Origin of the sequence: Sphingosinicella xenopeptidilytica, from assembly GCF_042676985.1 — a bacterium.
GTDB lineage: Bacteria > Pseudomonadota > Alphaproteobacteria > Sphingomonadales > Sphingomonadaceae > Sphingosinicella > Sphingosinicella xenopeptidilytica.
Genome location: NZ_JBHTIK010000005.1, coordinates 72,885 through 86,258, shown reverse-complemented (window position 1 = coordinate 86,258; position 13,374 = coordinate 72,885). Strand labels below are relative to the sequence as shown.

The window sequence follows — 13,374 nt, the reverse complement described above, 5'->3', positions numbered from 1 at the left end:
CCTTCGTTCTAGAGGTTGAAGCCCCGCTCCACACGGACTGTTCCCGCTTCAACGCGGGCGAGCGCGACGGGCACTGCGTCCAGCATCGCGACCACAAGTCCGTCCGGTTCGGGACGTCCGGCGAGCGTCTGGCCCGATTTGAGCCGGGCCGCTTCGCCGGGGTTGACCGCCAGAGCCGGGATGTCGTCCAGCCCCGCGGTCAGCGGCAACAGTGCCGCTATAAGGCGCTGCTCCATAGCGAGTTCGCCGAGTTTGTCCAGCGATATCGCGCCTTCGAGGCCGAACGGCCCCGCCTTCGTGCGCCGGAGCATGACGACGTGCCCCACCGTGCCGAGCGCCTCCGCGATATCCCGCGCGAGGCTCCGCACGTAGGTGCCCTTGGAGCACGAAACGGAGAACGTCGCCGTCTCGCCGTCCGCCTCCAGCAGCCGCAGCGCATGGATCGTCACCGCGCGGGGCGGAAGCACCACAGTCTCCCCGGCACGCGCCCGTGCATAGGCCCGCTCGCCGTCCACCTTCAGCGCCGAATAGGCGGGCGGACGCTGTTCGATGGCGCCGGTAAAGCGCAGCAGGACCGCCTCGATCGCTGCGCGCGAGGGCCGTACGTCCGATGTCGCCACAACGGCGCCCTCGGCATCCTCGGTTTCCGTCGCCACACCGAACCGCACGGTAAAGTCGTAGGCCTTGTCACCGTTCAGCATCCGACCGGTCAGCTTGGTCGCCTCGCCGAGCGCGATCGGCAGCACGCCCGTCGCCAGCGGATCGAGCGTGCCGCCGTGGCCGATCTTCGGCTTCGGCAGACCCGCCTGCCGCCACAGCCGCTTGATCGCGGCAACGCCCTGCGCCGAGGTGAGCCCCAGCGGCTTGTCGAGAATGATCCAGCCGTTCACCGGGCGGCTTTAGCGCCCGGCAGACGACCTGTCAGTCCTCTTTGCTTTGGGCTTTCGCCGTCTTGCCGGGGTCTTCCGCCGTCACGAGGCTTTGCAGTTGACACGTCCGGCCATCGACGAGGATCTGCCCGAATTTGTCGAGCGTCCCCGTGCCCTTGGTGATGAAGCCGATCTTGTTCGCGAAATTGAGACCCGTGCAGGGGCCCATCGTCTCGGCGTAATACCAGCGCCCGGTCTGCCCCTCGATATAGAGTGCGTGGTCGTTTTCGGCGCGGAAGTTGCGGATGCCGGTGGTGTCCGCAAAGGGTATGCGCGCCTCCTCTCCGATCTTCACTTGCGGTGCCGCGGCAATCGCCGGAACGGCGGAAAGGAGCGCGGCGATTACGCCCACTCCCGCAGCATGGAATATCGTCTTCATGCTCTGTCTCCTTTGGGCCCCTTATCGGCCCCGCCGGGTGAACGACGACTGAGCGGCAAGGTCAGTTCCCGTTCAGCGCCAGACGCTCCAGAAAATGCTTTCGGCAGAGCGCCACGTAGCGGTCGTTGCCGCCGATATCGGTCTGGGCGCCTTCGCTCACCGGGCGCCCTTCCATATCGACGCGCAGGTTCATCGTCGCCTTGCGCCCGCATTCGCACACGGATTTGAGCTCGACGAGCTTGTCCGCGATCGCGAGCAGCCGCGCGCTCCCTTCGAACAGCTCGCCCCGGAAATCGGTGCGAAGCCCGTAAGCGAGCACCGGAATGCCGAGCCGGTCGCACACCGCCGCAAGCTGATCGACCTGCACCCGGCTCAGAAACTGCGCCTCGTCGACCAGCACGCAATCGATCGGCACCACGCCGTGCTCGGCGGAAATAATGACATCGAGATCGGTATCATCCGAAAAGGGAACGGCCTCCGCCTCAAGCCCGATCCGCGAGTTGATCCGCCCGCGCCCGCCACGATCGTCGACCGCCGCCGTGAACAGCAACGTCCGCATCCCGCGCTCGACATAGTTGAAGCTCGATTGCAGCAGCGTCGTCGATTTTCCCGCGTTCATAGACGCGAAGTAGAAATACAGTTTGGCCATCAGCCGAGCGTTTCGACGGCGAGTGGTGGCGTATCACCGACAACCTTTGCGAAACGGCGATCGAACGTCTGGAAAGCCGTGGCCCCGGCCGATGCGGCAAGATGGAGGAGATCGCCTAGATCGCCCTTTTCCGCGAACCGGCCGAGCGCCCAGCGAACCGCATCGGCTTCGGGTACGACGATGCCCGGCAGATCGACGACGGTCGACAACGCGTCGACGATGTCGGCTCGCGAAAGCCCATAGCGCGAGCTGAGCACCCAACCCGTCTCGAGAAGAACAGTCAGCGGGATCATCGCCCCATCTTTCAGCGCCCGCTCCGCAGCCTCTGTCTGCGCGGGTGTGTCACGCATCAGAACGCGCACAAGAACGTTGGTGTCGACCGCTTTCACCAGTCGCCGCGCGTGCCTCTTTCGGCCCACATTCGGGCAACGCCCTCATCCATCTCCTCGATGCTGACGGGCGGACCTTCATACGGCGGCACGCGCGACCGGAACGCCGCCAGCAGTTCATCGAAGCTCCGCCCCGATTTCTGCTGCACCGGCCGAAGCAGCACACCGCCGTTCACCGTGATGACGTCCAGTTCCTGCCCCTCGGCGAGACCAAGCTCGGTCCGCACGTCCTTGGGGATCACCACCTGCCCCTTGGCCGAAAGTCTGGTCCGCGCGTTCATGCAGGTAAGATACGTCTTACCGCGCCACTCGTCAATCTTCGCCGAGGTCGCGTGCTACCTTCGGATCGCGGAGCAGCTTGTCGATACGGCTGGCTTCCTCGTAGCTCTCGTCGAGCCGGAACTTGAGTTCGGGCGTGTATTTGGTGCTCATCGACCGCGCCACCTCGCCGCGCAGGTACTTCGCGTTGCGTTTCAGCGCAGCGAGCACCTCGTCGTCGTCACCGCCGAGCGCCTTCACAAAAGCGGTGGCGATGCGCAGGTCCGGGGAGACGCGCACCTCGCTCACCGATACGATGTGCGTTTCGAGCACCGGATCGCGCACTTCGCCGCGGCCGAGCACGCCCGCCAGCACATGGCGGACCTGCTCGCCGATCCGCAGCAGGCGGACCGATTTGCCCTCGGGGGTTTGCGTCTGCCGCATAGGCCCGCGCGAAACGCCCTAGAGCGTCCGCTCGCGCTCCTCGACCTCGAACGTTTCGAGGTAGTCGCCCGCCTTGATGTCCGTCGTGGCTTCGAGCGTGACACCGCATTCGAGACCGGCGCGCACTTCGGCGACGTCGTCCTTGAAGCGGCGCAGCGAGGAAACCGAGCCGTTGTAGATGATGACATCGTCGCGCATGACGCGCGCCTTGAGCGCCTTGCGGATGAAGCCTTCGAGAACGAGAAGACCGGCGGCCTTGCCGTGCTTGCCCGCCTGGAACACTTCGCGAATTTCGGCGCGGCCGACGACATGCTCGATCTTCTCGGGGCCGAGCTGACCGGCCATCGCCGCCTTCACATCGTCCACGAGATCGTAGATCACGTCGTAGTATTTCAGCGCCACGCCGCGCTGCTCGGCAATCTCGCGTGCCTTGGCGTTGGCGCGCACGCCGAAGCCGATGATCGGCGCGCCCGAAGCGCCTGCCAGCGTCACGTCGGATTCGGTGATGCCGCCGACGCCCGAATGCAGCACGCGGGCCTTGATGTCGTCGGTGGAGATCCGGTTCACCGCCGCCACGATCGCCTCGACCGAACCCTGCACGTCGCCCTTGACGATGAGCGGATATTCGAGCGCCTGCTTTTCCTTCAGCGCCGAGAACATCGTTTCGAGGTTCGCCGGTGCCTGCGTCGTGCGCTTGCGCTGCAGAACGGAAGCGCGATAGGCCGCGATCTCGCGGGCGCGCGCTTCGTTTTCCACGACCGCGAACACGTCGCCCGCCATCGGCGTACCGGAGAGGCCGAGCACCTCGACGGGCTTCGACGGACCGGCTTCCTTCACCTGCACGCCGCGATCGTCGACGAGCGCACGCACCTTGCCCCACTCGGCGCCGACAACGAAGATGTCGCCGACACGAACGGTGCCGCGGCTGACGAGCACGGTCGCGACCGGGCCACGGCCCTTGTCGAGCTTCGCCTCGATCACCGTGCCTTCGCCCGGACGATTCGGGTTCGCCTTCAGCTCCAGAAGCTCGGCCTGCATCAGGATCGCATCCAGCAGCTTGTCGAGATTCGTCTTCTTGAGCGCGGAGACCTCCACGTCCTGCACGTCGCCGCCCATGTCTTCGACGACGACTTCGTGCTGGAGCAGTTCCTCGCGCACCTTCTGCGGCTTGGAGCCGGGCTTGTCGCTCTTGTTGATCGCAACGATCATCGGCACGCCCGCCGCCTTTGTATGGCTGATCGCCTCGATCGACTGCGGCTTCAGGCCGTCGTCGCCGGCAACCACCAGAATGACGATGTCGGTAACATTCGCGCCGCGGCCGCGCATCTCGGTGAACGCCTCGTGGCCCGGCGTATCGAGGAAGGTGACGATGTCGCCGGTGGCGACCTTCACCTGATACGCGCCGATGTGCTGCGTGATGCCGCCGGCTTCGCCCGAAACGACATCGGTGCCGCGCAGCGCGTCGAGCAGCGAGGTCTTGCCGTGATCGACGTGGCCCATGATGGTGACGACCGGCGGACGCGGCAGCAGATCGGTATCATTGTCGGCTTCGCCTTCAAGGCCGATCTCGACGTCCGAATCGCTGACGCGCTTGATGTTGTGTCCGAACTCGGTGACGAGCAGTTCGGCCGTGTCCTGGTCGATGGTCGTGTTGATCGTCGCCATCGAGCCCATCTTGAACAGCGCCTTCACGAGGTCGGCGCCCTTCTCGGCCATGCGGTTCGCGAGTTCCTGCACGGTGATCGCCTCGGGGACGACCACGTCGCGCACCTGCTTCGCCTGGTTGGCGCCGCCGATATGCGCGCGGCGCTCCTTCTCGCGCGCGCGGCGAAGCGCGGCGAGGCTGCGGGCGCGGCCGTTCTCGTCACCTTCGAGTGCGCGCGTAACGGTAAGCTTGCCCGAACGGCGATGATCCTCGCCGCGTCCGCGTGCAGGCTTCGGCGCTTCCTTGCGCACAGGCAGCGGCGGACCGCGGCGTACACCACGGTTATTGTCGTCGTCGGCAGCCGCCGGCTCGCGCTTTGCCGCCGGCGCGGATGCAGCGGGGGTGGCGGCGGCCTGGGGTTCCGGCGCAGCGGGTTCGGGCGCCACCGGTGCGGCTTCGCGGGTTTCTTCCTCGCGGCGCTTTTCCTCGGCGCGGCGGCGCTCGGCCTCGGCCGCCTCGGCGCGTGCGGTCTCTTCGCGGCGGCGCTGGTCTTCCAGCATCTGAAGACGCGCTTCCTCGGCCTCGCGCAGCAGTTGCGCCTGCCGCTCCTGACGCGACATCAGGTCGTTCGGCGCGGCAGCGGGCCGTGGCTTCGGGGCTTCGGCAACAGGCTTCGGCGGTGCCGCGACGGGCGCAGGCGCCTCGGGGGCAGCTTCCACCACCGTTTCCTCGGGCGCGCCATCGGGCCGTCCGAGCACGCGCCGACGCTTCACCTCGACGACGACGGACTTGGTCCGGCCGTGGCTGAAGCTCTGCTTGACCTTGCCGACGTCGACCGTGCGCTTGATTCCAAGCGGTGCACGTGCGCCCAGCTTCGGTTTGTTATCGTCGCTCATTCGTACCCTTTACAACTCAGATCCATCGGACGGCGTCCCGTCCGCGATTTCGATTCCGTCATGCAGGCCAAGATACGCGCGCCAGCGACTGACCGCAGACTCCACGCGAAGCGCGGCCTGCCGGTCGCGAAGCGCGGCGTGTACCACATTGGCCTGCCCAAGCGCCAAGGACAATTCATCCCGGCCCGCGGGCAAGGCGATTGCTTTGGCCTTTCCGCCCGCCGAATGCAACCGCTGCGCCAGCTTGCGCACGCCGTCGGGCGCGGCGTCGGCGGCGTGCAGCACAAGCCGCGCCTCGCCGCTATCCACCGCCCCTGCGATGCGGTCGCTGCCGAGCAGCAGATTACCCGCGCGCAGCTCCAGCCCCAGCCGGTCGAGCGCCGCGCGTTTCAGCCCGGTCTCGATGCGCTCCGCCATGCCTTCGGGCACGCGTTTCACATCGCCCTTGAAGGCGCGCTGCAGCGCGCCCTTCAGTCTGCCCTTGGCTTCGGCTTCGGCAACGAACGCGCGGTCCGGTTTCACCCACGCGCCGCGACCCGGCGCGCGTGCGCCGACATCCGGCAGAACCTCGCCGTCGGGGGAAAGAGCGAGCCGCACCAGTGCGTCCCGCCCTTCGCGCTCACCGCTAATTATGCAGCGACGTTCGGGCTCATGCTTCGGCATCCGCGGGTGCGTCCTCCCCGGATGCGTCTTCGCCCTCGAACCAGTGGGCGCGGGCCGCCATGATGATGCGGTTGCCGTCGGCTTCGCTGAGGCCGTACTCCTTGAGCACGCCCTCGCGCTTGGAGACGAGTTCGTCGGTCGCGAGATCGCCGAGATCGTCGAGCGTCTTGATGCCCGCCTTGCCGAGCGTCACGAGCATCTTCTCGGAAAGCCCCTCGATCGCCGCCAGCGCGTCCTCGACGCCGAGCGCGCGGCGCTCCTCGCGGTTCGCCGCCTCGCGGCGTTCCAGCCCTTCGGTGGCGCGGTTCTGGAGTTCGCCCGCCAGATCCTCGTCGAAGCCTTCGATCGCGGCGAGTTCGTCGGTCTCGACGTAGGCGACCTCTTCGAGTTCCGTGAAGCCTTCGGCAACGAGCAGCTGCGCCAGCGTCTCGTCGACGTCGAGTTCGTTCATGAACATCTCGGAGCGCTCGACGAATTCCTTCTGGCGGCGTTCGCTCTCGTCGGCCTCCGTCATGATGTCGATCTGATGACCCGTGAGCTGGCTCGCGAGGCGCACGTTCTGACCGCGACGACCAATGGCGAGCGAGAGCTGGTCGTCAGGAACGACCACCTCGATGCGCTGCTCTTCCTCGTCGATCACGACCTTCGCGACTTCGGCGGGCTGCAGCGCGTTCACCACGAAGGTCGCGATGTCGGGCGACCACGGGATGATGTCGATCTTCTCGCCCTGCAGTTCCTGCACGACGGCCTGCACGCGGCTGCCCTTCATGCCGACGCACGCGCCGACCGGATCGATCGACGAATCGCGGCTGATAACGCCGATCTTGGCGCGGCTGCCCGGATCGCGCGCGACCGCCTTGATCTCGATGATGCCGTCGTAGATTTCCGGCACTTCCTGCGCGAACAGCTTCTTCATGTATTCGCCCGCCGCGCGGGAGAGGAAGATCTGCGGGCCGCGGTTCTCGCGGCGCACGTCCTTGATCAGACACCGGACGCGGTCGTTCACGCGCAGGATCTCGCGCGGGATCTGCTGGTCGCGGCGGATGACGCCTTCGGCGCGGCCGAGGTCGACGACGACGTGGCCGAATTCGACGCGCTTCACGACGCCCGTCGTCACCTCATTCACGCGGTCCTTGAATTCCTCGTACTGACGCTCGCGCTCGGCATCGCGCACCTTCTGCACGATCACCTGCTTCGCCGCCTGCGCTGCGATGCGGCCGAACTCGATCGGCGGCAGCGGATCGACGACGAAGTCACCGATCGCGGCGCCCTTGTCACGCTTCTGCGCGTCGACGAGGCTGATCTGCTTGAAATGATCCTCAGGCGCCTCGACCACTTCGAGCACGCGCCACAGGCGCATTTCACCGGAGACCGGATCGATCTTCGCGCGAATGTCGTTCTCGGCGCCGTAGCGCGCACGGGCGGCACGCTGGATGGCCTCTTCCATCGCCTCGATCACGATCATGCGATCGATCGACTTCTCGCGCGCAACGGCGTCGGCAATCGCCAGCAGCTCGGCCTTGTTGGCGGAAATCGCGGTGGCCATCAGTCGTCTTCCTCTTCTTCTTCGTCTAACGCGTCGGCGCCCTCGCTGGAGAGCGGCTTCGTTGCCTTGATGAGATCATCGGTCAGCACCAGCTTCGCGCTGGCGATACTTGCAAACGGCACTGCGGTCTCGCCGAGTCCCTCGACGGCGATGCGCACCATAGCATCATCGAGCCCGAGAATGTGCCCCTGAAACCGCTTCCGCCCTTCAGCGGGCTCGGTGAGCTGGATCTTGGCGACATATCCCGCCCAGTCGGCGAAATCCTGAAGCCGGGTCAGTGGCCGGTCGATGCCGGGCGAACTCACTTCGAGATTATATTCGCCCGGAATCGGATCGACCTCGTCGAGCATGTCCGACACGCGGCGGCTCAGCGACGCGCACTGATCGATGGTGAGCTGCCGCGTCGCGGGGTCTTCCGCCATCACCTGCAGCGTCAGTCCGCCCGCACCGTTCATCAGCGCAACGCGCACGAGATCGAAGCCCATCGCGGTTGCGATCGGCTCCACCAATGCCTCGAGCGCCTTCGTGTCCGTCAAACTCCAGCCTCCCTAGCGGATACGACCCTTCGGCGCCGGTCCCGAACCTTGGAACCGACCTCCGCTTGGACTACCCATGTGGAGAACGCCGCCCATATAGGCGCAAAGCCAGCGCCCCGCAAGAGCAGGCCATCGCCCTGCACGCCCGGGCAAGACCATAGGCATTTGTCAGCGACCCAACACCGGGTTAGCCTGCAGTCATTCCCCCGACTGTTTTTGGAGACAGTGCTGCAATGATCCGCTCCCTCCCCGCGCTCGCCCTCGTTTCCGCGCTTGCCCTCGCCGCCTGCGGCGCAAACGGCTCCGCCGCCGGCGACAGCGCCGACACCACACCCGCCACCACGACAAAGTCAGGCAAGCCCTTCACCTCGGCCGAAATGGGCAAGTTCGAAGAGCCGTGGGCGCTCGCCTTCCTCCCCGATGGCCGCATCCTCGTCACCGAGAAGAAAGGCGTGCTGAAGCTGGTCCGCCTCGGCGGCGACACGGTCGATGTCGCGGGCGTGCCCAAGGTCGACTACGGCGGACAGGGCGGCCTCGGCGACGTCGCCGTGCACCCTGATTTCGCGAACAACGGCTACATCTATCTAAGCTTCGCGGAAGCCGGCGACGGCGACACGCGCGGCGCGGCGGTGGCGCGCGGCAAGCTGGTGCTGGAAGGCACACCCCGCATCGAAGGCCTGCAGGTGATCTGGCGGCAGGAGCCCAAGGTCTCCGGGCAGGGCCACTACGGCCACCGCATCGCCTTCGGCCCGGACGGCATGATGTACGTGTCGAGCGGCGAGCGGCAGAAGTTCGATCCGGCACAGGACCTCACCGCCAACCTCGGCAAGATCGTGCGCCTGTCCGACACGGGCATGATTCCGTCGGACAACCCCTTCTACGATCAGGGCCGCGTGAAGGCGCAGGTGTGGGCCTACGGCATCCGCAATCCGCTCGGCATCGATTTCGATAGCGAGGGCCGGCTCTGGGAGATGGAGATGGGCCCGAAGGGCGGCGACGAACTCAATCTCATCAAGGCCGGAACCAACTACGGCTATCCCAAGGTCTCGAACGGCGACCATTACGACGGCAAGGACATCCCCGACCATGCGCCCGGCGACGGCTTCGAGCCGCCGAAGGTGTTCTGGAATCCCTCGATCTCGCCCTCAAGCCTGCTCATCTACAAGGGCGACCTGTTCCCCGACTGGAAGGGCGACGCCTTCATCGGCGCGCTTTCGGGCGAGGCGCTGATCCGCGTCGACCTCAACGGCGAGACCGCAACCAAGGCCGACCAGTGGCCGATGGAAGCCCGCATCCGCGCCGTCGAGCAAGGCCCAGACGGCGCGATCTGGCTGCTTGAGGACGGCGAGAACGGCCGCCTCCTGAAGCTGACGCCCGCTTACTGATCCCGCCAGACGGGATCGCGCTTCGCGATGAAGGCACCGATGCCCTCGCAGGCATCGGCCGCCATCATGTTTTCCGCCATCACCGTCGACGCATAGGCATAGGCCTCGGCGAGCGGCATTTCGCGCTGCGCGTAGAAAGCACGCTTGCCGATGCCGACCGTCAGCTGCGAGCGCCCCGCGATCTGCGCCGCGAACGCCATCGTCTCGGCGGTGAGCGCGGCGTCATCCACCACGCGGTTGACGAGACCGATCTCGGCCGCGCGCGCCGCGTCGATAAGATCGCCCGTCAGCAGCATTTCCATCGCGTGCTTCACCGAAAGGTTGCGCGTCAGCGCCACCATCGGCGTCGAACAGAACAGCCCGATCCGCACGCCCGGCGTCGCGAACCGCGCGGCCCTGCCCGCCACGGCGAGGTCGCAGCTCGCAACGAGCTGGCACCCGGCCGCCGTCGCAACACCCGCCACCTCGGCGATCACCGGGCAGCGATGGTTCACGACCTCCTGCATCAACTGGCCGCACGCCTCGAACAGCCGAATGAACGCTCCGCGCCCGCCGTCCTCCGCGGTGCGCGCTGCATCCATTTCCTTGAGATCATGCCCGGCGGAAAACACATGCCCCGCAGCCGCGATCACGATGACACGCACTGCGCGGTCCGCATCCGCATCGCGGAGCGCGGTGCGCAGCGCCTCGATCATCGCGAAGGACAGGCTGTTCCGCGCGGACGGCGCGTTCAGCGTCAACCGCAGAACGCCGCCTTCCATCGCTGTCATCACAGGAGCTTCGTTCGCAGTCATGTCCATACTCCCTATCGCCGCCGATACCGGAAATACCAGATCGGCCGCCCTTCGCCCGCCGCCCATTCGCCGTAGCGTGTCGGCGGCCAGTCGTCGGGGCGAGTCTCCCAGTCGGAAGGATGCTCCGCAAGCCATTCGAAATCCGCCCGCCGCACCATCTGCATCACCGCCCAGCGCATGTAGACGGGATGATCGGTGGCGAGCCGGAATTCGCCGCCCGGCCTCAGCTTCGCGGCAATGCGATCGAGCGGCCCCGGATTGACAAAACGCCGCTTGGCGTGCCGCGCCTTCGGCCACGGATCGGGGTGCAGCAGATAGACGCGTTCCAGCGAGGCATCGGGCAGGCGTTCCAGCACATTCAGCGCGTCGCCGTCGTGCACGCGAACATTCGTCAGCCCCTCGTCCTCGATATGGCCGAGCAGTCCGGTGACGCCGTTCAGGAACGGTTCGCAGCCGATGAATCCCGTCTCCGGCCGCGCGGCAGCGTGCGCGACCAAGTGCTCGCCTTTGCCGAACCCGATCTCCAACTCCAGCAGGCATGCCTTGCCGAATAACCGCGCGGCATCCAGCGACTCATCCTTCGGCACCGCCACAGCGGGCAGCAGTTCCTCGACAAGCCGCTGCGCCCGGTTACGCAGCGCAAATGCCTGCCGCCGCCCATACAAACGGCGGATGGTGGTCGGATCGGACATCGAAACTCGTCGGATCAGTTGGGGGGACGGCAGGCCTTGCCTTCATACTGATGGCGATGCAACCGGTATTCCTTGCCGTTCCAGCGTTCGACCGGGAAGCAGAAGCCGGGGCCGCCGATCTCGATGTCCGGCCATCCGCCCACGCCCTTCGTGGCGAGCAGGTTCGGAATGCCGGAGCCGCCGGAGATGACCTTCCAGCCGCCCGCCGCCTGCTTGCTGACGATCGTGTAGCCCGTGCCCGTATGGCCGAAGCAGTAAGTGCTGCCTTCGGTGATAATAGCTTCCGGCTGGCCATCGCCGTTGATATCGCGCACCGTTTCGATTGCGCCGGGCGTATACGACATCGTGCCCGGATCGCCGCAGCCTTCCCAGCGGCTCCCCTTCTTCACGAACCCCGCTGCCTTGAACGCCGCCGCCGTATCGGCGGGCGAAAGCTTGATGTCCGCCGCCAGCGCCGTGGATGCCGAAAACGCCAACACTACGCCAAGACAGAGAACACGCATGGCTTCCTCCCTCGCCCTGTTGCGAAGCACGGAGCCTACGCTTTTCAAAGTGAAAGCGGAACGATTCGTCCTAGTGGCGGAAGTGGCGCATCCCGGTGAATGCCATGGCAAGGCCCTTTTCGTTCGCGGCCGCGATCACCTCGTCGTCACGGATCGAACCGCCCGGCTGGATCACCGCCGTCGCACCCGCATCCGCCGCCGCAAGGAGGCCGTCCGCGAACGGGAAGAAGGCGTCCGAAGCCACCGCCGAGCCGACCGTTTTCGCCTGCGCCCAGCCCGCCGCCTCGGCGGCGTCGCGCGCCTTCCACGCGGCAATGCGCGCTGAATCGAGGCGGCTCATCTGCCCCGCGCCGATGCCGGCAGTCGCACCGTCCTTCGCATAGACGATGGCGTTCGATTTCACGTGTTTCGCCACGCGCCACGCGAACAGCATGTCGGCCAGTTCCTGCGGGCTCGGCTGGCGCGCGGTGACGATCTTCAGGTCATCGACGCCGATCGCGCCATTATCGCGCGATTGCAGAAGATAGCCGCCCGCGATGGTCTTGAGTGCAAGGCCGCCGCGCGCCGGGTTCGGCAACTCGGTGAGCAGCAGGCGCAGGTTCTTCTTCTTCGCGAAGATCGCAAGCGCCGCTTCATCGGCATCCGGCGCCACGACGACCTCGGTGAAGATACCGGTGATCGCCTCCGCCGCCGCCGCGTCGAGCGGCCGGTTCACCGCGATGATGCCGCCGAACGCCGAGACGGGGTCGCAGGCCAGCGCCGCGCCGTAGGCATCGGCAAGGCTCGTGCCCGTCGCCACGCCGCAGGGGTTCGCGTGCTTGATGATCGCGACCGCCGGACCCGCATCCTTGAACTCGGCGATGAGTTCGAGCGCGCCGTCGGCATCGTTCAGATTGTTGTAGCTGAGCTCCTTGCCCTGCACCTGCCGGGCCTGTCCGATGCCCTTGGTGTGCGGCCCGCGCGGCGCATAAAACGCCGCCTTCTGGTGCGGATTCTCGCCGTAGCGAAGTTCGTCGCCGCGCGTCATCGCGACCGTCAGCGTGTCGGGGAACAGCTTGCCCTGATCGCCGAATGCGAACCACGAGGAGATCGCGCTATCATAGGCCGCCGTCGCCGCGAACGCCTTCGCGGCAAGCCGCTTCCTCAGCGCAAGGTCGGTCGCCCCATCGTTCGCATCGAGCGCCGCGATGAACTCCGCGTAGTCGGCGGGATCGGTGAGGATCGCGACATAGCCATGGTTCTTCGCCGCCGAGCGTACCATCGAAGGCCCGCCGATGTCGATGTTTTCGATGATCTCGTCGCGCGCCGCGCCCTTCGCGACCGTCGCCTCGAACGGGTAGAGGTTCACCACCACCACGTCGATCGGCGCGATGTCGTGGTCGCGCATCGCGGCGGCGTGCTCGGGATGATCGCGCAGCGCCAGCAGCCCGCCGTGCACCTTCGGGTGCAGCGTCTTCACGCGCCCGTCCATCATCTCCGGGAAGCCGGTGTGTTCGGACACGTCCTTCACGCCGAGCCCCGCGTCGCGCAGCGCCTTCGCCGTTCCGCCGGTCGAAAGCAGTTCCACGCCCCGTGCCGCGAGCGCCTGCGCGAGGTCGACCACGCCCGTCTTGTCCGAAACCGAAATCAGTGCCCGGGTGACCTTCACCGGCATCTCGCTCATCGT

15 protein-coding genes are annotated in these 13,374 nt (G+C 66.5%); 1 reads left to right on the top strand and 14 read right to left on the bottom strand.

Features of this window, described 5'->3' with window-relative positions; translation table 11 throughout:
• Window positions 1-8: 8 nt before the first annotated feature.
• The 10 genes from truB to rimP form a co-directional block, all read right to left on the bottom strand.
• Window positions 9-890, bottom strand: a complete 882-nt coding sequence (gene truB / locus ACFQ00_RS08420) for a tRNA pseudouridine(55) synthase TruB (protein WP_381488963.1) — start codon at window positions 888-890, stop codon at window positions 9-11.
• 31 nt (window positions 891-921) lie between these two features.
• Window positions 922-1,308: a DUF6491 family protein gene (locus ACFQ00_RS08415; RefSeq protein WP_381488960.1), complete on the bottom strand. Its 387-nt coding sequence runs from the start codon at window positions 1,306-1,308 to the stop codon at window positions 922-924.
• A 61-nt stretch (window positions 1,309-1,369) separates the two neighbouring features.
• Complete coding sequence (locus ACFQ00_RS08410) at window positions 1,370-1,957, bottom strand: thymidine kinase (RefSeq protein WP_381488958.1); 588 nt, start codon at window positions 1,955-1,957, stop codon at window positions 1,370-1,372.
• Window positions 1,957-2,346 (bottom strand): type II toxin-antitoxin system VapC family toxin, encoded by a 390-nt coding sequence (locus ACFQ00_RS08405; RefSeq protein WP_381488955.1) that lies wholly within the window; start codon window positions 2,344-2,346, stop codon window positions 1,957-1,959. Before ACFQ00_RS08405 ends, ACFQ00_RS08410 begins: the two co-directional genes overlap by 1 nt.
• A complete protein-coding gene (locus ACFQ00_RS08400) occupies window positions 2,343-2,627 on the bottom strand; it encodes an AbrB/MazE/SpoVT family DNA-binding domain-containing protein (protein WP_381488953.1) in 285 nt (94 codons plus the stop codon). Before ACFQ00_RS08400 ends, ACFQ00_RS08405 begins: the two co-directional genes overlap by 4 nt.
• A 31-nt stretch (window positions 2,628-2,658) precedes the next feature.
• Window positions 2,659-3,048: a 30S ribosome-binding factor RbfA gene (rbfA, locus tag ACFQ00_RS08395; protein ID WP_381488951.1), complete on the bottom strand. Its 390-nt coding sequence runs from the start codon at window positions 3,046-3,048 to the stop codon at window positions 2,659-2,661.
• 18 nt (window positions 3,049-3,066) lie between these two features.
• Window positions 3,067-5,589, bottom strand: coding sequence for a translation initiation factor IF-2 (gene infB, locus ACFQ00_RS08390; RefSeq protein ID WP_381488948.1), 2,523 nt, complete (start codon window positions 5,587-5,589; stop codon window positions 3,067-3,069).
• Window positions 5,590-5,598: 9 nt separating this feature from the next.
• On the bottom strand, window positions 5,599-6,252 hold the full coding sequence (locus ACFQ00_RS08385; RefSeq protein ID WP_381488944.1) for a DUF448 domain-containing protein: 654 nt from the start codon (window positions 6,250-6,252) through the stop codon (window positions 5,599-5,601).
• Entirely contained in the window at window positions 6,239-7,798 is a 1,560-nt protein-coding gene (gene nusA / locus ACFQ00_RS08380; RefSeq protein ID WP_381488940.1) for a transcription termination factor NusA, read from the bottom strand. Before nusA ends, ACFQ00_RS08385 begins: the two co-directional genes overlap by 14 nt.
• A complete protein-coding gene (gene rimP / locus ACFQ00_RS08375) occupies window positions 7,798-8,334 on the bottom strand; it encodes a ribosome maturation protein RimP (RefSeq protein WP_374597174.1) in 537 nt (178 codons plus the stop codon). The genes nusA and rimP overlap by 1 nt, the downstream gene beginning before the upstream one ends.
• Window positions 8,335-8,567: 233 nt before the next feature.
• Here rimP and ACFQ00_RS08370 point away from each other — a divergent pair, with 233 nt between their 5' ends.
• Complete coding sequence (locus ACFQ00_RS08370) at window positions 8,568-9,719, top strand: PQQ-dependent sugar dehydrogenase (RefSeq protein ID WP_381488937.1); 1,152 nt, start codon at window positions 8,568-8,570, stop codon at window positions 9,717-9,719.
• Here ACFQ00_RS08370 and ACFQ00_RS08365 read toward each other — a convergent pair.
• From ACFQ00_RS08365 to purH, 4 genes are all read right to left on the bottom strand, one after another.
• Complete coding sequence (locus ACFQ00_RS08365; RefSeq protein WP_381488934.1) at window positions 9,713-10,513, bottom strand: enoyl-CoA hydratase; 801 nt, start codon at window positions 10,511-10,513, stop codon at window positions 9,713-9,715. The genes ACFQ00_RS08370 and ACFQ00_RS08365 overlap by 7 nt on opposite strands.
• Window positions 10,514-10,524: 11 nt before the next feature.
• Complete coding sequence (gene trmB, locus ACFQ00_RS08360; protein WP_381488932.1) at window positions 10,525-11,205, bottom strand: tRNA (guanine(46)-N(7))-methyltransferase TrmB; 681 nt, start codon at window positions 11,203-11,205, stop codon at window positions 10,525-10,527.
• A 14-nt stretch (window positions 11,206-11,219) separates the two neighbouring features.
• Complete coding sequence (locus ACFQ00_RS08355) at window positions 11,220-11,708, bottom strand: hypothetical protein (RefSeq protein ID WP_381488929.1); 489 nt, start codon at window positions 11,706-11,708, stop codon at window positions 11,220-11,222.
• Window positions 11,709-11,778: 70 nt separating this feature from the next.
• Window positions 11,779-13,371 carry a bifunctional phosphoribosylaminoimidazolecarboxamide formyltransferase/IMP cyclohydrolase gene (gene purH, locus ACFQ00_RS08350; RefSeq protein ID WP_381488926.1) on the bottom strand — a complete coding sequence of 531 codons (1,593 nt, stop codon included), beginning with the start codon at window positions 13,369-13,371 and terminating at the stop codon, window positions 11,779-11,781.
• Between the last annotated feature and the right edge of the window lie 3 nt (window positions 13,372-13,374).